This is a genomic window from Brevundimonas sp. Leaf280, assembly GCF_001422455.1.
Classification (GTDB): domain Bacteria; phylum Pseudomonadota; class Alphaproteobacteria; order Caulobacterales; family Caulobacteraceae; genus Brevundimonas.
Window position 1 is genome coordinate 31,438 of record NZ_LMNC01000008.1, and the last position, 19,436, is coordinate 50,873.

At 66.4% G+C, this 19,436-nt stretch carries 20 protein-coding genes; 8 read left to right on the forward strand and 12 right to left on the reverse strand.

All coding sequences use genetic code 11. The features are described from left to right. Positions 1 to 82: 82 nt before the first annotated feature. From mnmE to hemE, 6 genes are all read right to left on the reverse strand, one after another. A complete protein-coding gene (gene mnmE / locus ASF31_RS13210; protein WP_055755072.1) occupies positions 83 to 1,390 on the reverse strand; it encodes a tRNA uridine-5-carboxymethylaminomethyl(34) synthesis GTPase MnmE in 1,308 nt (435 codons plus the stop codon). A gap of 36 nt (positions 1,391 to 1,426) precedes the next feature. Then, complete coding sequence (locus ASF31_RS13215) at positions 1,427 to 1,651, reverse strand: DUF6489 family protein (RefSeq protein WP_055755073.1); 225 nt, start codon at positions 1,649 to 1,651, stop codon at positions 1,427 to 1,429. A 40-nt stretch (positions 1,652 to 1,691) separates the two neighbouring features. Then, positions 1,692 to 3,125 (reverse strand): transcription termination factor Rho, encoded by a 1,434-nt coding sequence (gene rho, locus ASF31_RS13220; RefSeq protein WP_055755074.1) that lies wholly within the window; start codon positions 3,123 to 3,125, stop codon positions 1,692 to 1,694. 207 nt (positions 3,126 to 3,332) lie between these two features. Continuing rightward, positions 3,333 to 3,800, reverse strand: coding sequence for a CopD family protein (locus ASF31_RS13225; RefSeq protein ID WP_055755075.1), 468 nt, complete (start codon positions 3,798 to 3,800; stop codon positions 3,333 to 3,335). Then, positions 3,797 to 4,858: a ferrochelatase gene (hemH, locus tag ASF31_RS13230; protein ID WP_055755076.1), complete on the reverse strand. Its 1,062-nt coding sequence runs from the start codon at positions 4,856 to 4,858 to the stop codon at positions 3,797 to 3,799. Before hemH ends, ASF31_RS13225 begins: the two co-directional genes overlap by 4 nt. Next, the gene (hemE, locus tag ASF31_RS13235) at positions 4,855 to 5,913 is read right to left on the reverse strand and encodes a uroporphyrinogen decarboxylase (RefSeq protein WP_055755077.1); all 1,059 of its coding nucleotides are present in this window, start codon (positions 5,911 to 5,913) and stop codon (positions 4,855 to 4,857) included. The genes hemH and hemE overlap by 4 nt, the downstream gene beginning before the upstream one ends. A gap of 450 nt (positions 5,914 to 6,363) precedes the next feature. Here hemE and ASF31_RS13240 point away from each other — a divergent pair, with 450 nt between their 5' ends. Genes ASF31_RS13240 through dnaQ form a run of 5 tightly spaced genes read left to right on the forward strand, consistent with a single transcriptional unit; the run spans position 6,364 to position 10,030 of the window. Then, positions 6,364 to 7,233: a pyruvate, water dikinase regulatory protein gene (locus tag ASF31_RS13240; RefSeq protein ID WP_055755078.1), complete on the forward strand. Its 870-nt coding sequence runs from the start codon at positions 6,364 to 6,366 to the stop codon at positions 7,231 to 7,233. Beyond that, positions 7,234 to 7,827 carry a nucleoside triphosphate pyrophosphatase gene (locus ASF31_RS13245; RefSeq protein ID WP_055755079.1) on the forward strand — a complete coding sequence of 198 codons (594 nt, stop codon included), beginning with the start codon at positions 7,234 to 7,236 and terminating at the stop codon, positions 7,825 to 7,827. Next, complete coding sequence (locus ASF31_RS13250) at positions 7,824 to 8,654, forward strand: shikimate dehydrogenase (RefSeq protein WP_055755080.1); 831 nt, start codon at positions 7,824 to 7,826, stop codon at positions 8,652 to 8,654. Before ASF31_RS13245 ends, ASF31_RS13250 begins: the two co-directional genes overlap by 4 nt. After that, positions 8,651 to 9,283, forward strand: coding sequence for a dephospho-CoA kinase (gene coaE / locus ASF31_RS13255; protein ID WP_055755081.1), 633 nt, complete (start codon positions 8,651 to 8,653; stop codon positions 9,281 to 9,283). Before ASF31_RS13250 ends, coaE begins: the two co-directional genes overlap by 4 nt. Before the next feature lie 24 nt (positions 9,284 to 9,307). Beyond that, positions 9,308 to 10,030: a DNA polymerase III subunit epsilon gene (gene dnaQ / locus ASF31_RS13260; protein WP_055755082.1), complete on the forward strand. Its 723-nt coding sequence runs from the start codon at positions 9,308 to 9,310 to the stop codon at positions 10,028 to 10,030. Positions 10,031 to 10,098: 68 nt separating this feature from the next. Here dnaQ and dapB read toward each other — a convergent pair whose 3' ends face one another. The 3 genes from dapB to dnaK form a co-directional block, all read right to left on the reverse strand. Then, positions 10,099 to 10,848: a 4-hydroxy-tetrahydrodipicolinate reductase gene (gene dapB, locus ASF31_RS13265; protein WP_055755083.1), complete on the reverse strand. Its 750-nt coding sequence runs from the start codon at positions 10,846 to 10,848 to the stop codon at positions 10,099 to 10,101. Then, the gene (gene dnaJ / locus ASF31_RS13270) at positions 10,845 to 12,047 is read right to left on the reverse strand and encodes a molecular chaperone DnaJ (protein WP_055755084.1); all 1,203 of its coding nucleotides are present in this window, start codon (positions 12,045 to 12,047) and stop codon (positions 10,845 to 10,847) included. The genes dapB and dnaJ overlap by 4 nt, the downstream gene beginning before the upstream one ends. 175 nt (positions 12,048 to 12,222) lie before the next feature. Further along, entirely contained in the window at positions 12,223 to 14,163 is a 1,941-nt protein-coding gene (gene dnaK, locus ASF31_RS13275; RefSeq protein ID WP_255353582.1) for a molecular chaperone DnaK, read from the reverse strand. Between the two features lie 257 nt (positions 14,164 to 14,420). Between dnaK and ASF31_RS13280 the strand changes: the two genes are divergently transcribed. Genes ASF31_RS13280 through ASF31_RS13290 form a run of 3 tightly spaced genes read left to right on the forward strand, consistent with a single transcriptional unit; the run spans position 14,421 to position 16,192 of the window. After that, entirely contained in the window at positions 14,421 to 14,789 is a 369-nt protein-coding gene (locus ASF31_RS13280; RefSeq protein WP_055755085.1) for a hypothetical protein, read from the forward strand. Further along, positions 14,752 to 15,390 carry an alpha-ketoglutarate-dependent dioxygenase AlkB gene (locus ASF31_RS13285; protein ID WP_055755086.1) on the forward strand — a complete coding sequence of 213 codons (639 nt, stop codon included), beginning with the start codon at positions 14,752 to 14,754 and terminating at the stop codon, positions 15,388 to 15,390. The genes ASF31_RS13280 and ASF31_RS13285 overlap by 38 nt, the downstream gene beginning before the upstream one ends. A 52-nt stretch (positions 15,391 to 15,442) precedes the next feature. Next, entirely contained in the window at positions 15,443 to 16,192 is a 750-nt protein-coding gene (locus tag ASF31_RS13290) for a dienelactone hydrolase family protein (RefSeq protein ID WP_055755087.1), read from the forward strand. Between the two features lie 5 nt (positions 16,193 to 16,197). Here the strand turns inward: ASF31_RS13290 and ASF31_RS13295 are convergent, their stop codons facing one another. The 3 genes from ASF31_RS13295 to murJ all read right to left on the reverse strand — a co-directional run bounded on the left by ASF31_RS13295 (position 16,198) and on the right by murJ (position 19,426). Next, a complete protein-coding gene (locus tag ASF31_RS13295) occupies positions 16,198 to 16,662 on the reverse strand; it encodes an OsmC family protein (protein ID WP_055755088.1) in 465 nt (154 codons plus the stop codon). Beyond that, positions 16,662 to 17,705, reverse strand: coding sequence for a tryptophan--tRNA ligase (gene trpS, locus ASF31_RS13300; protein WP_055755146.1), 1,044 nt, complete (start codon positions 17,703 to 17,705; stop codon positions 16,662 to 16,664). The genes ASF31_RS13295 and trpS overlap by 1 nt, the downstream gene beginning before the upstream one ends. Before the next feature lie 125 nt (positions 17,706 to 17,830). Further along, the gene (gene murJ / locus ASF31_RS13305; RefSeq protein WP_055755089.1) at positions 17,831 to 19,426 is read right to left on the reverse strand and encodes a murein biosynthesis integral membrane protein MurJ; all 1,596 of its coding nucleotides are present in this window, start codon (positions 19,424 to 19,426) and stop codon (positions 17,831 to 17,833) included. Positions 19,427 to 19,436 lie beyond the last annotated feature (10 nt).

The following is a 19,436-nucleotide window of genomic DNA, read 5'->3' on the forward strand; positions in this document are numbered from 1 at the left end:
CGGGTTTGACCGCCAGAGGCAGGCCAAGCCCGTCAGACTAAGATGGCCCTCCGTTTCACGTGAAACACCGGTATGGCTAGACCTACTTTCCGATGCAGAAGGTCGAAAAGACTTCGCCCAGAATGTCCTCAACACCGATCGCACCTGTCACGCGCGCCATAGCGTCGGCAGCCCGTCTCAGATCGTCGCCAGCCATTTCCGGCGCCACATTCAGTGCAGCCCGCGCCGCATCCACGCTTTCCAACGCCTCAAGCAAACGCAGCCGATGCCGTTCCTGAGTCACGGCGGGGAAGTCGGCGCCTGATAGATCCTGGGCAAGACGGGCAGCAATCCAGTCCCGAAGCTCGGCCAGGCCGGCGCCGGTCACGGTGCTCACCGCCAAAGTCTCATACTCGCCTTCGCCTAAGCCGGCGCCTAGGTCGGACTTGGTCGCCACGATCAGATCGCCATCCTTGACGTAAGCCGCAGCCACCCCGTCCGGGTCGTCAGGCGCGCGAACCCAAAGACGTAAGTCGGCTTGCTCGGCGCGCATCCGGGCGCGGCGCACGCCCTCGGCCTCGACCGGGTCGTCGCTGTCTCTCAAGCCGGCCGTATCCGACAATGTCACGGCATAGCCGCCGATTATCAGATCGGCGTCCAGCACATCCCGCGTGGTGCCGGCGATCGACGTGACGATGGCCGCCTCACGCGCAACGAGAGCATTGAACAGCGACGACTTCCCGGCGTTCGTCTCTCCGACCAGGACGATGCGGTAACCGTCCCTAACCCGTTCGCCACGCCGCCCGGTATCGACCGCGCGTCGCAGGTCGGCGCCAAGTCGGTCCAACACCGGCGCTGCCGTGCGAGCCAGATTATCCGGCACCTCTTCATCCGGAAAATCAATCTCGGCCTCGACCAGAGCCAAGGCGTGAAGAAGATCACGGCGGAAACCGGCATAGGTCTCGCTGAGCTTGCCGTCCAACTGACCCAAGGCCTGCTTGGCCTGGGCGCTGGTCTCCGCGTCTATCAGATCGGCGACCGCCTCGGCTTGCGCCAGATCCATGCGGCCATTCTGAAAGGCGCGGCGCGTGAACTCTCCAGGATCCGCCGGGCGCAAGTCCAATTCGATCAAGGCGCGGCTGGCGGCCTCAACGACCGCGCGACCGCCATGCAGATGTAATTCGGCGGCGTCCTCACCCGTGTAGCTGTTTGGCGCCACAAAACGCAGCACCAAGGCTTGATCGATGTGATCGCCGGCATGGCTGAGGTCACGCACCGAGGCCATGCGCGGCTTCAAGCGGGTTGCGCCCAGCGCCGTCAACGCGGCCTCGACGCCGGGGCCCGACAGACGGACAACCGCAATGGCGCCTCGGCCGGGCGGCGTCGCCAAGGCGAAGATGGTGTCGATCATCAACTCAGACCAAGCGGCTCCGGAGTGGGCGGATGCTCACTTTACCGCCGCTTCCATCAGGCGTCGGAACTGGTCCTGAGCCTGGAGGCCGAAGCTGGTCCAGGTCTTCATCAGTTCCTCGGGCTGCATCGCGGCGACATTAGCCTCCATCCGCTTCTGCATCTCCGCGACCATGGCCTCGTTCAGCGGCGTTACGTCCGGCAGGCCGAGAAAGGCGCGCGCCTCCGCCGGCGTGCAATCGACTTCAACATTGACCTTCATCGCATGGCTTCCTGTTTCACGTGAAACGTCCGAAGACAGATTACGTGTTCATCGACTGGAAGAAGTCCGAGTTGTTCTTGGACTGACGCAGCTTGTCGAGCAGGAACTCGATCGCGTCCTGCGGACCCATTGGATTCAGGATGCGGCGCAGGACATAAGTCTTGGCCAACTGATCCTTCGGCGTGATCAGGTCCTCCTTGCGGGTGCCGGACTTCAGCACGTCGATGGCGGGGAAGATGCGCTTGTCTGCGACCTTGCGGTCCAGCACGATTTCCGAGTTGCCGGTGCCCTTGAACTCTTCGAAGATGACCTCGTCCATGCGGCTGCCCGTGTCGATCAAGGCCGTGGCGATGATGGTAAGCGAACCGCCCTGCTCCACGTTACGCGCGGCGCCGAAGAAGCGCTTGGGCCGTTGCAGAGCGTTGGCGTCGACGCCGCCGGTCAGCACCTTGCCCGACGAGGGGACGGTGGCGTTGTAGGCCCGGCCCAGACGCGTGATGGAGTCCAGCAGGATCACCACATCCTTTTTGTGTTCGACCAAACGCTTGGCCTTTTCGATCACCATTTCGGCGACGGCGACGTGGCGGGTGGCGGGCTCGTCGAAGGTCGAGGCGACAACCTCGCCCTTCACCGTGCGCTGCATGTCCGTCACTTCTTCGGGGCGTTCGTCGATCAACAGGACGATCAGGAAGACCTCCGGGTGGTTCCGTTCGATCGACTTGGCGATGTTCTGCAACATCACCGTCTTACCGACGCGCGGCGGCGCCACGATCAGGCAGCGTTGGCCCTTGCCGAGCGGCGCGACGATATCGATGACCCGACCCGAGCGATCCTTCAGCGTCGGATCCTGAATTTCCATGTGCAGACGCTCTTCGGGATAGAGCGGCGTCAGGTTGTCGAACAGGACCTTAGTCTTGACCGCCTCTGGGTCTTCCAGATTGATCGTGTCGACCTTGAGCAGGGCGAAGTAACGCTCGCCCTCGCGCGGCGCCCGCACGGCGCCGTGGACGGTGTCGCCCGAGCGCAGGCCGAAGCGGCGGATCTGCGACGGCGAGACATAGACGTCGTCCGGACCCGGCAGATAGTTGGCGTCCGAGCTGCGCAGGAAGCCGAACCCGTCCGGCAGGATTTCCAGCACGCCGTCCGCAATGATCTCGACTTCTTCGTCGGCGAGGGCCTTCAGGATGGCGAACAGCAAATCCTGTTTGCGCAGGTTCGAGGCGTTCTCGACCTCCAGCTGTTCAGCGAAGGCGACCAGGTCGGCCGGGGTCTTCTCGTTCAGCTCGGCGAGCGTGATGCGTCCGTTGGCGACGACGGGCTCGCCGTCCTCTTCGTCATCCGCCGTCGTGTCCACGCCAGAATCGGCGCCCGCCGCCTCGCCCGCTTCATGCGCAGCGCCGTGATGGGTGGGGGCTTCAACCTCCACGCCTTCGTTCTCGGGGGTGTCGGGATTGGTGTCGCGGACGTCGGTCATGATGCAGGCTCGCGGGCGCACACGGCCAGACGGCTGCGGCGCGGGTCTCTGAAAATGTCTGGCCGGTAGGCCGAAGGGAGGTGCGACGGGCTCCCGCTGGCTCCAAGGCCTGCAGGCGTCACGAAAGAGAGGGACCGCCGGCGCAGGACGCCGAACGGTTCGCCGCCAGCGGAACCACAGGCGGCGGGTCAGGTCAAGCGGAGCCGCTTATCGGAACGTCCACTCCGTCGTCACCGACAGCACCATGATGATGGCCAGGACGAACGGAACCTCATTCGTCATGCGCCAGAACTTGCCTGAATATTTCGACGTGCCGGCGGCGATCTTCTTTCTTTGGGCCGCCAGGAAGCCGTGCCAGCCGCTGAGCAGGACGACACCAGCCAGCTTGGCGACCATCCACGGCTCGCCCAGGAAGGCGGCGCCGCGCGCCGAGACGTCGATGTGGATGAGCCACAGACCGAAGACCCAGGCCAGGATCATCGCCGGGTTCAGGATGATGCGCAGCAGCCGCGTTTGCCACAGGCGCAACAGCGTCTGCATCTCGCTTTTCAGCGGTTCGGGCTTGGCGTTCTGTTCGGCGTCATAGGCATAGAGCCGGGGCAGGAACAGCAGCCCCGCCATCCAGGCGATCACCGCCAGAATGTGCAGCCCGCGTGCGAGATCATAGGTGTTCATGCCGCCTGCCTTCCCTTGCGATGCGGACAGGCCTTCCAGTCCGCCTTGCACCCCTGGCCGAACGGCGCGACGCCCTTGTGCGACAATGCGCTCACGGCTGCGTCGGCCAAGGCGTCAATGAAAAGCGGCTCGATCCCGACCGCCGGCGCCCGCAAATACGGACTGGCCCCTTTTTCATGGGCCAGTTCGCCGTATTCGATATCCAGCTCGACCAGGGTCTCGATATGCTCCGAGACAAAGGCGATAGGCGTGACGACGACCCCGACGCCGTCTTTGGCGGCGGTTTCAATGGCTTCAGGCGTGGACGGGCCCAGCCATTTCATCGGCCCGACCCGGCTTTGGTAACAGATAGCGTGGTCGATCGGTCCGCGCTGGGCCTCGATGGCGGCGACCACGGCGGCGACCGTCGTCTCGATCTGCTCCTGATAGGGATCGCCCTTGCCGGTCACCAGCTTCTCGGGGATGCCGTGGGCGGAGAACAGCACCCGCACCGGCTGACCCACCGCCTCGTCCAGCTTCTCGCCGATCGCCTGGGCCTGGGCCTCGACCCAGCCTGTCGCGGCCGGATAGCAGCAGACGGCGCGGCTGACGCCGGGACCAGCATAGGCGGCGTTCCAAGCCTTCAACGAGGATTCCGTCGTCGTGGTCGAAAACTGCGGATAGAGCGGCAGCAGGACGACCTCGTCGGGTCCGAACGCGGCGACCTCGGCCGCCGTCTCTTCGGTCAACGGGTGCCAGTAGCGCATGGCGATGAAGACCTTGACGTCATCGCCGCCCAGCCGCGCGCCAAGCACCGCCTCCAGCGCCTCGGCTTGGCGACGGGTTTCGGGCAGCAGCGGGGATCCCCCGCCCATCAGGGCGTAGTTGGCCTGGGCGCTGGTCTCGCGCCGGTTGGAGATCAGCTTGGCCAGAGGCGAACGCAAAATCCCCGGAAGGCCGATGATGGCCGGATCGTTGAACAGGTTGAACAGGAACGGCTTGACCGAAGCCTGATCGTCCGGCCCGCCCAGATTGAACAGCACCACCGCAATGCGGCGGCCGGGGTTCGCATCGCTCATTGGGCGCCGATCCGTCTCAGAACCTGCTCGACATGGTCGATCGGCACGTCCGGCAGGATGCCGTGGCCGAGGTTGAACAGCCAAGGCCCCTGCCCCCAGGCCTCCATCAGTTGATCGACGCGTCGGTCCAGCAGATCGCCGCCGGCGCGCAGCAACAGCGGGTCGAGCGCCCCTTGGATCGGCTTGATCTGCTGCACGCGTTTGCCGACCTCGAGCGGGCAGGCGGTGTCCAAGGCGACGGCGTCAACCTCGACCGCCTCGGCATACCGCTCTGCGAGCGCTGCAGAGCCCCGTGGGAAGCCGATGAGGGGTAAGGTGACCCCCAGCTCCCGCGTGCGCTTCACCAGCGCCTGGTGGGGCTTCAGGACCAGTCTTTCGAACAGGTCGTCCGGCAAGCCCTCGGCCCAGCTCTCGAAGATCTTCAGAACCTGGGCTCCGGCGTCCGCCTGCATCTTCAGATATCGGGCGGTGGCCTCGACCAGAACCTCCAGCGTCTCATCGACGCGCTCGGGATCAGCATAGGCATTGGTGCGGGCCTGGGCGCGCTCGCCCTTGCCGATGCTGCGCGCCTGGCCGTCCAGCATATAGGTCGCCACGGTCCAGGGCGCGCCGGCGAAGCCGATCAGGGCCCGTTCCGGCTCCAGGGCCGCGCGCACGATCGACAGGGTCTCACCTACCGCCGACAGATGCTCGCCCGCCGCCGGGGCCAGTTCGGCCATCCGACCCGGGATCGGCATTTCGCCCAGGCGGGGCCCCTCCCCCGTCTCGAACCAGACGTCCTGGCCCAAGGCGCGCGGGATCAGCAGGATGTCGGCGAAGACGATCGCCGCATCGAAGCCGAACCGGCGCATGGGCTGAAGCGTCGCCTCGGCGGCCATTTCGGGGTTCAGACAGAAGGCGATGAAGTCGGGCGCCTCGGCCCTCAGCTTGCGATATTCCGGCAGATACCGACCGGCCTGGCGCATGAACCACACCGGCGGACGCTCCAACGTCTCCCCGCGGAGAGCCCGGAGCACCAAGGGTGTCGGATCGGCAGTCTGGGTCTGATCGGTCATCCCGGAGGATTAAGGTCACAGCCCCCCGCTCTCAATCCCTAATCAGATTAAGAATTAAAAGATTCGAAGTGGCAGGTAGGGCGGTGGAATGGCGGGGATGACTCGATCGGAGGCGGCGGAACAAAAGCGGATATCCACGCCTGGCGTGTCGTTAACGGGGATGTCGAAACGGCTGATCCCGCCGGTGGACAATCCCTAACGAAACCTTAACGGGCAAGGGTTTGTGGGGACTTGCGGCTGTGAACGCGGTTAAGCGCCGTTAACCTTTCATTAGGATTTTCCACAGCGGTTGGAAATTCGGTTTTCCGCCTTGGGATGATCCGGCGGCGGACGACCGATGCGATCCACCATCATCCCCGCTCGCGGGCGGATCGATCAGCGGCTAAGAAAAACGGCGCCCCGACGGTCCAACGCCGTCCCCCAACTTTCAACAGGGAGACAGACAGTCTCATGAGCCCTGCGAGACCCTCGGGACCGGCCCGTCTGGCCACCTATTTCCACGTTCACCTGGTGTCGGACTCCACCGGTGAGACCTTGAACGCCATGGCCAAGGCGGTGACCGCGCGCTTCGACGGCGTCATTCCGATCGAGCACATCTATTCGCTTGTTCGGTCAGAGAAGCAGATGGAGCGGGTGTTGCAGGAGGTGGAGTCCGCGCCGGGCGTCGTTCTCCACACCCTGGTCGACCGCGATCTGCGCGAGCAGCTGGAAGAAGGCTGCCGCCGTCTGGACATGCCCCAGATCGGGGCGCTGGATCCCCTGGTGGGGGCCATGTCGCGCTATCTCGGCGCCGCCCTGTCCACGCGCGTCGGGGCCCAACACGCCTTGGACCACGACTATTTCAACCGGATCGCGGCGCTAGATTACGCCATGGCCTATGACGACGGCCAGGGCTCGCTGGACCAGCTGGAGGGCGCGGACGTGGTGCTGTGCGGGGTCAGCCGGACATCCAAGACCCCGACCTGCATCTATCTGGCCCATCGCGGCATCCGGGCCGCGAACGTGCCCCTGGTGCCAGGTCAGGAAGATGGTGAGCGGCTGACGAAGCTGAAGAAGCCGCTGGTGATCGGCCTGACGGTTTCGCCCGACCGGCTGGTGCAGATCCGTCGCAATCGGATCGACAATCTGAACGCCAACCAGTCGTCCAACTACACGGATCAGGACGCCGTCCGCGACGAGACCATCAAGGCGCGACGGGCCTTCGAACGGCGCGGCTGGCCGACCATCGACGTAACCCGCCGCTCGGTCGAGGAAACGGCGGCGGCGATCACCAACCTGCTCAGCGAGCATCGCAACCACAAGATCGGGACGACCTGGTAGATGAATGAGACCCTCATTCTCGCGTCCAAGAGCGCCGCCCGTCGCGCCATGCTGGAAAACGCTGGCGTCGCCTTCGAGGTGCGGGTCGCCAATGTGGACGAAGACGCGATCAAGGCCGTGTCCGGCGATCTGGATGCGGCGGCCCTGGCGGTGCGCCTGGCGGAGGCCAAAGCCTTGGCCGTGTCGCGCGATGACGAAACCGCCTGGGTGCTGGGCTCGGACCAGACCCTGGCCTTCGATGGCGGCCTGGTGTCCAAGGCGAAATCGCTAGATGCGGCGCGCGAGCGGCTGAAAGCCATGCGCGGCAAGTCGCACCAGCTGCATTCCGGCGCCGCCCTGGCGACCAAGGGTCAGATCGTCTGGTCCGGCGTCGATACGGTCGAGATGCGAATGCGGGATTTCTCGGACGCCTTCCTCGACGCCTATCTGGCGGCGGAAGGCGAGGACCTGCTGTCCTGCGTTGGCTCCTACCGGCTGGAGGGCCTGGGGTCTCAGCTGTTCGAGGCCGTGGACGGCGACTATTTCACCGTCCTGGGCCTGCCCCTGTGGCCTGTGCTGGCCGAACTGCGGCGGGCGGGAGTGATCGCGGCATGAGCGTCCATCGCATTACCGGCGCCGCAATAGTCGCCGGGATCGCCGGCAATCCGGTGGCCCATTCGCTCAGTCCGGTGATCCACAATGCCTGGCTGGCGGCGGGCGACATCGACGGCGCCTATGTCCCCTTCGCCCCCGCCGATGCAGCCGGTTTCGAGGCCTTGGTCGCGGCCGGGCGCGCGGGCCTGATCATGGGCCTGAACGTCACCGCGCCTTTCAAGGAGCAGGCCTTCGCCCTGGCCGACACGGCGACGCCGGCGGCGCGGCTGACATCCTCGGCCAACATCCTCACGTTCGAAGCCGGGCGTGTGCTGGCCGACAGCTCCGACGGCGTCGGACTGATGCGGGGGCTGAAGGAACAGGCGCCGGATCTGGACGTCGCCGGCCGACCGGTGGTCATGCTGGGCGCCGGCGGTGCGGCGCGCGCTGGGTCGGGCGCCCTGGTCGAGGCGGGGGCCGAGGTCCGCATTGTCAATCGGTCGCTGGAACGGGCCCAGGCCCTGGCCGCCGATCTGGGGCCGTCGGTGAGGGTCATGGCGGCGGCGGAGGCGTTTGACGGCGCGGTCCTGGTCGTCAATGCGCTCAGCGTCCCGCCGCAGATCGATTTCGACCGGATCGCGCCGGGCACGGTGATGATGGACATGACCTACAAGCCGTTGGCCACTCCCTTCCTGACGGCGGCGCGTGCGCGCGGATTGCCGACGGTGGATGGTCTGGCCATGCTGATCGGCCAGGCGGCGCCATCGTTTCAGGCCCTGTTTCGTCGCCCGCCGCCGCCGCTGGACCTGCGCATCCTGCTAATGAGCCATCTGGGCGAGACGCCATGATCCTGCTCGGTCTCACCGGCTCCATCGGCATGGGCAAGTCCACGACGACGGCCATGTTCGCCGATCTAGGGGCCGTCGTCTGGAACGCCGACGACGCGGTGCATCGCCTCTATGCCCTTGGCGGCGCAGCGGTCGAGCCAGTGGGCGAGGCCTTTCCCGGCGTGGTGGAGGACGGCGCCGTGAACCGCACGCGGCTGGCCGAGGCCCTGGGTCGCGACGAGACCGCCTTTCGCCGGCTGGAAGCCATCGTCCATCCTCTGGTCGCCGAGGGGCGGGCGGCGGATCTTGAGGCGGCGCGCGCTGCGGGAACCCGGTTGGCGGTCCTCGACATCCCCCTGCTGTTCGAGACCGGGGGCGATGCGGCGGTTGACGCCGTGGTCGTCGTCACCGCCGATCCTGCGATCCAGGCCGAGCGTGTCCTGGCCCGTCCCGGCATGACGCGCGAACGGTTCGACGCCATCCTCGCGCGCCAGATGCCGGACGCCGAAAAGCGTGCGCGCGCGGATTTCGTGATCGACACCGGCCGGGGCCTCGATGCCGCGCGGGCGGATGTGGAGGCGATTGTCACCACCGTCCTGGACCCGTCGTGGATATCTCCCCGGCGCAGCGCGGCTGGCCTTTCGCACTGAGGCGAATGCCGCCATTAAGGGGACATGGCGCGCGAAATCGTTCTGGATACCGAGACCACCGGCTTCGATCCCAAGACGGGTGATCGACTGATCGAGGTCGGCTGTATCGAGATTCAGGATCTGCTGCCGACCGGCCGCACCTTCCACCGCTTCGTCAATCCCGAGCGGCTGATCCCGCCCGACGCCATCCGGGTTCACGGCATCACCGACGAAAAGGTCAAGGATGCGCCCAAGTTCGCCGAGATCGCCGACGACCTGATCGAATTTATCGGCGATGCACAGATGATCGCCCACAACGCCGCCTTCGACCGCAACTTCATCGACTTCGAATATGCGCGGTGCGGCCGGCCGATCACCGGCGAGGCGCGCTGGATCGATACGCTGAAACTGGCCCAGACGCGGTTTCCGGGCATGCCCAACTCGCTGGACGCCCTGTGCAAACGCTACAAGGTGTCGCTGGTCGAGCGGACGCTGCACGGCGCCCTGATCGACGCCCGTCTGCTGGCCGAGGTCTATCTGGAGCTTCGCGGCGGCAAGGAGCGGGTGCTGGACCTGTCGTCCGCGCCGGTCGGTCGTGGCCCCGGCGGCGTCATCGAAGCCGCCGCCTACGGCCAGCGCCCCCGCCCTCTGGCGCCGCGCTCCACGCCTGAGGAACAGGCCGCCCACGTCGCCTTCCTCGCCAAGGCGCTGAAGGACCGATCACTGTGGGACGCCTACGGCCTGCCGGCGCAGGAAGACGCGGCTTAGTCTCTTTTTAGCGCTCAAGTCGTGAGCGACCGCGTCGCGAACATAGCGCGGCGCGCAGCGCCCCAGGCTCAAGCCTGCCGGAAGCCCAGCACGTCCTGCATGTCATAGAGACCGGGCCCTCGCGTCCGCACCCAGGCGGCGGCGGCGACAGCGCCCTTTGCGAACAGCGACCGATCGATCGCCGAATGACTGAGGGTCAGCACCTCGTCTTCCGATGCGAACAGCACCGTGTGCTCGCCGATGATGCCGCCGGCGCGGATAGAGGAGAAACCGATCTTGCCGCTCTCGCGCTCGCCCTGGACCCCGTCGTAGGGTTTGGAGCGCAGGTCATCCAGATCCGCGAACCGGCCCTCGGCGGCGGCTTCGCCCAGCATCAGGGCCGTGCCCGACGGTGAATCCACTTTCCGGCGGTGGTGGGCCTCGGTGATCTCGATGTCCCAATCCTGGGCGTCCAGACGTTGGGCGGCGTGCTGGACCAGGCCGATCAGGATGTTCACGCCCAGGGAGAAGTTGCCGCTCTTGACGATGGCGACCTTCTCGGCGGCCTTCATCAGATCGCCCTCCTGCTCGTCCGTGAAGCCGGTCGAACCGATCACCAGAGCCGGGCCGCCGCGCTCGGCTGCACTCTGGGCAAGAGCCACCGAGGCGGCCGGGGTCGAGAAGTCGATGATCACGTCGCACAACGACAGGTCGGCGGTTTCGCCCCAATCGAAGCGGGCGGCGACCACCACGTCCTCGCGGGCGTCCAGAACCTGAGAGACCGCACGCCCCATCCGGCCGCGATAGCCGGAAATGCCGGCGTGGAAGATTGCGCTCAAACCGCGTTCTCTTTCGACCCGTCCGCGTCCTGACTGCCCAGGATGTCGGCCCAGAAACGCTTCGCCTTTCCGGCAAAGCTGGAATTCCTGGGGTTCTGCCCCTCCCCGAACGACAGGGCAAGCTCTTCCAGCAACTCACGCTGGCGCGCGGTCAGATCGGTGGGCGTCTCGACGAACAGTTCGACGACCAGATCGCCTCGATTGCGGCCGTTCAGATGGGGCATGCCCTTGCCCTTGATGCGCACGGTCTTGCCGGTCTGGGCGCCGGCCGGCACGGCGACGGAGGCCTTGCACTTGCCGTCACAGGCCGTGGAGACCAGGCAGGGGGCGTCGATCTCGCCGCCCAGGGCCGCCACTGTCATCGGCACCGGTACGGTGACCAGCAGGTCCAGGTTGTCGCGCTCGAACAGGTCGTGCGGCGTGACCGAGATGAAGACGTATAGATCGCCGCGCGGTCCGCCGCGCTGGCCCGCATCGCCCTCGCCCGATAGACGGATGCGCGAACCGTCGTCCACGCCGGCGGGGATTTTCAGGTTCAGGGTGCGGGTTTTGCGCACCTGGCCGTGCCCGTGGCAGGTGGTGCAGGGATCGGCGATCATCTGACCCTGGCCGTGGCAACGGGGGCAGGTGCGCTCGACCTGGAAGAAGCCGTTCGCTTGGCGCACGCGACCGGCGCCCTGGCAGGTGGTGCAGGTGACGGGCTTCGTGCCCGGCTTGGCGCCCGACCCCTCGCAGGTGTCGCAGGTCATGGTCGAGGGGATGTCGATCTCGACGTCCTCGCCCTTGTAGGCCTGCTCCAGGGTGATCTCCAGATCGTAGCGCAGGTCTGAGCCCCGGCGCGGTCCGCCCTGCTGACCCCGGCCCTGGCGTCCGCCGAACGCGTCGCCGAACGCATCGCCAAAGACCTGGGAGAAGATGTCGTTGATGTCCGAGAAACCCTGGCCGCCCTGGCCAAAGGGATTGCCGCCCCCGCCGCCGTTCACGCCCGCATGGCCGTAACGGTCATAGGCCGCGCGCTTGTTGTCATCCGACAGCACCGTATAGGCCTCGGACAGCTCCTTGAACTTGGCCATCGACTCTTCCGACCCGCCGTTGCGGTCCGGGTGGTGGATCATGGCCAGCTTGCGGTAGGCGGCTTTCAGGCCGGGGGCGTCGATCGTGCGTTCGACACCCAGAACTTCGTAATAATCACGCGCCATCGGGCGTTCGTCCTCATACTTCCCCGTTCGCTTTCGCCTCGCCTCTTATCGAGCGTTGGTCGAAATCGATGTCCCGGCTGACATGGGGTCCGGGACCAATGATGCAAGTTTCATGAAAAGGCCCCGCCTATCGCAAGACAAGCGGGGCCGTATCATTTCAGCGACCTGTGACGGATCAGGCGCTCTTCTTGTCGTCGCCGTCCGTGTCCGACACTTCCTCGAACTCGGCGTCGACCACGCCGTCGTCGGCCGGCTGGCCTTCGGCGGCGGCGTCGCCCTGCTGCTGGGCGTACATGGCCTCACCCAGCTTCATCGAGGCCTGGACCAGGGTGTTGGTCTTGGCGCGGATGTCTTCCGGGTCCGTGCCTTCGCGCGCGGTCTTCAGCTCGGCCAGGCCGGTCTCGATGGCCGTCTTCTCGTCCGCACCGACCTTGTCGCCGTGCTCGGCCAGGGCCTTTTCGGTCGAGTGGATCAGGCTGTCGGCGGCGTTCTGCGCCTCGACCAGATCCTTCTTGGCCTTGTCGGTCGCGGCGTTGGCTTCGGCTTCCTTGACCATCTTGTCGATGTCGGCGTCCGACAGGCCGCCGTTCGCCTGGATGCGGATCGACTGCTCCTTGTTGGTCGCCTTGTCCTTGGCCGAGACGTTGACGATGCCGTTGGCGTCGATGTCGAAGGCGACCTCGATCTGCGGCATGCCGCGCGGTGCGGGCGGAATGCCCATCAGGTCGAACTGGCCCAGCATCTTGTTGTCCGACGCCATCGGACGCTCGCCCTGGAAGACCCGGATCGTCACGGCCGACTGGTTGTCGTCGGCGGTCGAGAAGGTCTGGCTCTTCTTGGTCGGAATCGTCGTGTTGCGCTCGATCAGGGGCGTGAACACGCCGCCCAGGGTTTCGATGCCCAGGGTCAGCGGCGTCACGTCCAGCAGCAGCACGTCCTTGACGTCGCCTTGCAGAACGCCGGCCTGAACGGCGGCGCCCAGGGCCACGACTTCGTCAGGGTTCACGCCCTTGTGCGGCTCCTTGCCGAAGAAGGCCTTCACGGCTTCCACGACCTTGGGCATGCGGGTCATGCCGCCGACCAGAACCACTTCGTCGATGTCCGAAGCCTTCAGGCCGGCGTCGGCCAGGGCCTTCTTGCACGGCTCGATCGTGCGCTGGACCAGATCCTCGACCAGGCTTTCCAGCTTGGCGCGCGTCAGCTTGATGTTCAGGTGCAGCGGACCCGAGGCGTTCATGGTGATGAACGGCAGGTTGACCTCGTACTGGGTCGTGGTCGACAGCTCCTTCTTGGCCTTTTCGGCCTCTTCCTTCAGGCGCTGCAGGGCCAGCTTGTCCTGGCGCAGATCGACCGACTGCTCCTTCTTGAACTCGTCGGCCAGGTAGTCGACCAGACGCAGGTCGAAGTCTTCGCCGCCCAGGAAGGTATCGCCGTTGGTCGACTTCACCTCGAACACGCCGTCGCCGATCTCCAGGATCGAGACGTCGAAGGTGCCGCCGCCCAGGTCATAGACGGCGATCTTCTGGCCGTCGTTCTTTTCCAGACCATAGGCCAGGGCCGCCGCGGTCGGCTCGTTGATGATGCGCAGCACTTCCAGGCCGGCGATCTTGCCGGCATCCTTGGTCGCCTGACGCTGGCTGTCGTTGAAGTAGGCCGGCACGGTGATCACGGCCTGGGTGACCTTGTCGCCCAGATAGGCCTCGGCCGCTTCCTTCATCTTGGTCAGGGTGAAGGCCGAAATCTGCTGCGGGGAATAGTCCTTGCCGAAGGCGCGCACCCAGGCGTCGCCGTTCGGGCCCTTGACGATCTCATAGGGCACCATGCCTTTGTCCTTGGCGACGACGGGATCATCGAAGTTGCGGCCGATCAGGCGCTTGATCGCGAAGAAGGTGTTGGACGGATTGGTGACGGCCTGGCGCTTGGCGGGTTGGCCCACCAGCACTTCCGCGCCGTCCTGGATCGCCACGACCGATGGGGTCGTGCGGTTGCCCTCGGCGTTTTCGATCACCTTCGGCGTCTTGCCGTCCATGACGGCGACGCACGAATTGGTGGTGCCCAGGTCGATGCCGATAATCTTGGCCATGTGTTCTTCAGTCTCTCTGGTTCGGCGGGCGATGCGGCGGCCTTCGACGAAGCGCCGCGCGTGACCGCCCCCGGTTGGGTTGGCGTGGATCAGGCTGGATAGCCCCAAGTTTCGCGGGGTTTCTCCGAAGCTGGCCCCGATATGGGAAAATCCCCCCCGCCCGCAAGGGCGTTATGCGATTCAACGCTTTCGAAGAACGCCGAAATTCGAAGATGCAGGCGCGGCGATTACGGCGCATAAGATTTTGCATCGCGCTCTGAGGAACGCGATCGAGGAAGGGAGAGGAAACAATGATCAAGACTACGCTCAAGGCCGTCGTCGCCGCAGCCATTCTTGTCGGCTCCGCAGCGGCCGCCGCGCCGCCTGCTGCGACGCCGATGGTGCAGTCGAAGGACGGCTATGATCGGCACGTCACCATCAAGAACCGCACCGGCTGGACCATGTTGCGTTTCTACGCGTCGGATTCGCGCAGCGACGACTGGGAAGAGGACATCCTGGGTTCGGACGTTCTGGAAAGCGGGCAGGATGTGCGCATCAACATCGATGACGGCTCGGGCGCCTGCATCTATGACTTCAAGGCCGAGTTCACCAACGGTCAGGAGCTGACGCGGTCGCGCATCAATGTCTGTGAGGTCAGCGAATACACCTACACCCGTTGAGGTGAAGACCGCCGTCGAGGGCTTCCGGCTCTGGCCGGGGGCGCTCGATGCAGCGGCGCAGGCTGATCTGGTCAGCGAGGTGTTCGACCGGCTGAATGATGCGCCCCTCTATCGGCCGACCACGCCGGGCGGTCGGCCTTTCTCAGTTCAGATGAGCAACTTCGGGCCGCTGGGCTGGGTCTCCGACCGGGGCGGCTATCGCTACCAGTCGACCCATCCCGAGACCGTGCGACCCTGGCCCGCGATCCCGACTGTGCTGCTTGACCTGTGGGACGCCACGGTCGGCTGGCCCACGCCGCCGGACGCCTGTCTGGTAAATCTGTATCGCGATGCGGCGAAGATGGGCCTGCACCAGGACAAGGACGAGGCCGATCTCGGCGCGCCTGTCCTGTCGGTGTCCTTGGGAGACGCGGCGACGTTCCGCATCGGCGAGGCGGACGGCGGACGCACCACGACGCTGAGGCTGAACAGCGGCGACGTCTGCGCCCTGACCGGACCCGCCCGCCTGGCCCGTCACGGCGTCGACCGCGTGCTGGCCGGATCGTCGCGCCTGATTCCCGGCGGCGGCCGGCTGAACCTTACGCTGCGCTGCGCCGGTTGAGCGCCTGATTTTTGGACTGGCTTTCGACGGCAAGCTGCGGCGTAACTCGGGAATGGACGACCTGAAGCGCCGCTGGGCCCGCCTCAAACCCCACATCACCGTCGTAGGCCCCGACGACGACCGGCCCCGGCCAGCGGTGCTGCTGTTCCATGGCTGCGGGGGGCTGCGCGATCACCTGCCCCGCTATGCCGAGGTCGCCAAGGCGGCGGGCTGGCGCGCCTTCATCGTCGATTCCTACGGCCCGCGCGGCTGGGGCCGGGCCTTTACCCTGGCGGCGGTCTGCACCGGCCTGTCGTTCCGGGGCTATGAGCGGGTGGGCGACGTCCTGGCGGCGATCCAGGGCGTTTCGGCCCGCCCCGATGTCGACGCGACGAAGCTGGCCTTGGCCGGCTGGAGCCACGGCGGCTGGTCGATCATGGAGATGATGAGCGGCGCGCCGACGCCCGGCGCCTTTGGCGTGATCGATCCCGCCGAGGCCGACCTGTCCGGCGTCAAGGCGGTTTGGCTGGCCTATCCCTACATCGGCCCGTTCGCCTTCAACCGGTTAAAGCCCTGGCGGCATTGCCCGCGCGTCCTGGCCGTCACGTGCAAGCGCGACCACCTGACCACTGTGCGCAACGCCGAACAGGTCAACGCCATGATCCGCAACTGCGGCTCCGAGGTCGAAAGCTGGATCGCCGGGGGCACTCACGCCTTCGACGAACCGACCAACAACGGCCCCATGCGCCACGACCCGGAACTGACGACCGAGGCCCTGCGCCGCTTCGGCGCCTTCCTGACCGACGCCGTCCCACACGGCTGAGCCGCCTAGCCGATCGTCGCCTCGACCGTGATGGTCGCGCGGACCGAATGGGCCATTTCGCAATGGTCGTGCGCCTGATGATGCAGGGCGTCGATCTCGGCCTGATCGGGTTCGCGGCCGGTGAAGCTGGTGAAGGGGCGCAGCGTCACCTCGGCGAGGTAGCGCTTGCCGTTATCGTCCTTGCCCATCTTGCCTGACGCCTCGTCGACATAGGTGTCGACCACCAGGCCGGCGTTGGCGGCGAAGGCAAGGAACCACAGCATGTGACAGCTGGACAGAGAGGCGACCATCGCCTCTTCCGGATCGACGCCGGCCGGATCGGACATCGGCACGGGCACGCTGGAGGGCGCCGACGACCCCGGCACCACCGCCCCGCCGTCGAAGCTCCAGGAATGGGCACGGCTGTAGCGCTTGTCTTGGAAGGGCTGCTCGCCGCGGTTCCAGACGACCTTGGCTTCATAGACGCTCATTACGCCCTCCAGAAGCCGACGATTGTCTTGACCTCGTCCACCACGGGATCGGCGACATCGGCGGCGCGTTCGGCGCCGGCCTTCAGCACGCGGTCGATCTCGGCCGGATCGTCCATCAGACGGCGCATCTCGGCCGTCACGGGCGCCAGCGACGACACTGCCAGGTCCGCCAGCGCCGGCTTGAAGGCGCCAAAACCCTGGCCGCCAAACTGTGCGATCACCTGTTCGCGGGTCAGGCCCGCCAACGCCGCATAGATGGCGACCAGATTCTTGGCCTCGGGCCGTTCGTTCAGGCCCTCCAGCGTTTCCGGCAACGGCTCGGGATCGGTCTTGGCCTTCTTGATCTTGGAGGCGATCGTGTCGGCGTCGTCGGTCAGGTTGATGCGGCTGTTGTCGGACGGATCCGACTTGGACATTTTGGCCGCCCCGTCGCGCAGGGACATGACGCGGGTCGCCGGTCCCTGGATGATCGGCTCAGGCACGGGGAAGAAGCCGGGAACGCCGAAGTCGTTGTTGAACTTGGCGGCGATGTCGCGGGTCAGCTCCAGATGCTGCTTCTGGTCCTCTCCGACCGGCACTTCGGTGGCCTTGTACAGCAGGATGTCGGCCGCCTGGAGCACGGGATAGGTGTAGAGGCCGACCGAGGAGCGTTCCTTGTGCTTGCCCGACTTCTCCTTGAACTGGGTCATCCGGTCGAGCCAGCCGAGGCGGGCGACGCAGTTGAAGATCCAGGCCAGTTCCGCATGGGCGCGCACGGCCGACTGCGGGAAGATGATCGCCTTTTCCGGATCCAGGCCCGAGGCCAGATAGGCGGCGGCGATCTCGCGCGTCTGGGCGGTCAGTTTGGCGGGATCCTGCCACACGGTGATGGCGTGCATGTCGGCGACGAAGACATAGACCGGCGCGCCCTGGTCTTGCAGTTCCACGAACCGCTTCAAGGCGCCGAGGTAGTTGCCCAGGTGCAGCGCGCCTGAGGCCTGGATGCCGGACAGGATGCGGCGCGGGCCGTCATATGTCGCAACGGCGGGGGTTTGGTCGGTCATGGGATCGGGTCTCGGAAGGTCGAAAGGCAGGCGTGGCGAGGCAGGCGGCGGCTCAGCCGCGCCATCGCAGGTCATGGATCAGGCCCGAGGTCGTCATGGCCTCGCGCTTATCGGTTCGCCGCCTGTCAGTCCAGACCGGAGGCCGCGCCGCCGCCGGGCTCGCGCTTCAGCGTGGCCTTCAGTTCCGAGATCGTGACGGCCCGGAACGCCAGCAGGCAGAAGCCGTAAAGCCCGGCCCCGGCGCCGCAGACCACCAGGACGGCGATCTCCTTGGCCAGGAACAGGCGGCTAAGCTGCGGATAGAAGACGTCGGCGGCGAACAGCAGGGCGGCCATCATGGCGCTGGCGGCGATCACGCGGGCGATGCGCGACAAAAAGGCCGGCGACGGCCGCCAGCTGTTCTCGCGGATCAGGACCCCGCCCAGCAGGGCGACATTCACCCAGGCCGAGGTGCTGGTGGCGATGGCCAGGCCCAGCACTCCGTCCCAGCCCTGACGGCGGAACCAGAAGAACAGGGCCGAGCCCAGGATGACGGTGATGACCACGCTGGCCACGGCGAAGATCATCGGACGGCGCGTGTCCTGGCGCGCGAAGAAGGGCGGGGTCAGAACCTTGGCCAGGACGAAGGCCGGCACGCCCCAGGCGAACTGACGCAAAACGTCGGCGGTGCGGGCGGCGTCGGCCGAGGTGAAGGCGCCCCGCGTCACCGTCGCGTCGATGATGAAGAAGGGAATGACAAACAGGGCCACGGCCGCCGGCAGGGTGAAGGCCATGGCCAGGTTGATGCCGTCGTCCAGCGTGTTCTGCCCGCCCTCGTGATCGCCGTCGACGAAGGCCTTGGTCAGGCGCGGCACCAGGGCCAGGCCGATGGCGACCCCCACCAGGCCCAGCGGCAGTTGATACAGCCGGTCGGCGTTATACAGCACCGAACGCGCGCCCTCGTCCGACCCGGTCAGGAACTGCGACACCAGAGAGTTGATCTGCAGCGCCCCGCCCGCCAGGGCGCCGGGCACAGCGAGCGCCAGGGTGTGACGCACATTCGGCGTGATGCGCGGCAGGCCGATCTTGAGCCGCACGCCCAGACGCCGCACGCCCCACCACAAGAGGCCGGCCTGGATAAGCCCAGACACCGTCACCGCCGCCGTCACCATCAGCAGCACCGTCTCCTGCGGGATCGGCAGGATCAGCGGCGGCATCAGGGCGGCCAGGGTGCACAGGTTCAGAAACACCGGCACGGCCGCCGACAGGGCGAACCGACCCCCGGTGTTCAACACGCCCGACAGCAGCGAGGCCACGGTCATACAGGCCAGGTAGGGCATGGCCAGTTGGGTTGCGATCACGGCGGCGCGCAGCACCTCGGGCTGACCCTGATACGCCGACAGCAGCCACGGCATGATCCAGGGCATCACGACCTGCAGCAGGATGCAGAAGCCCGCGACCACGGCCAGCATGAAGCTGAGCGCCTCGGACGCCGTGACGGCGGCCGCTTCCTCGCCCTCGCGCGCCCGAACCCCGCCATAGACCGGCACGAAGGCTTGGGCGAAGGCGCCCTCGGCGAACAGGCGGCGGAACATGTTGGGCAGCATCAACGCCGTGGTGAAGGCGTCCATCATCGGCCCCTGGCCGAAGCGCGCCGCCAGCGCCATGTCGCGCACGAAGCCGAGAATTCGACTGCCCAGCGTCAGGGTCGACTGCACCAGGGTGTTTCGGGCGAGGCTCATGCGGACATTC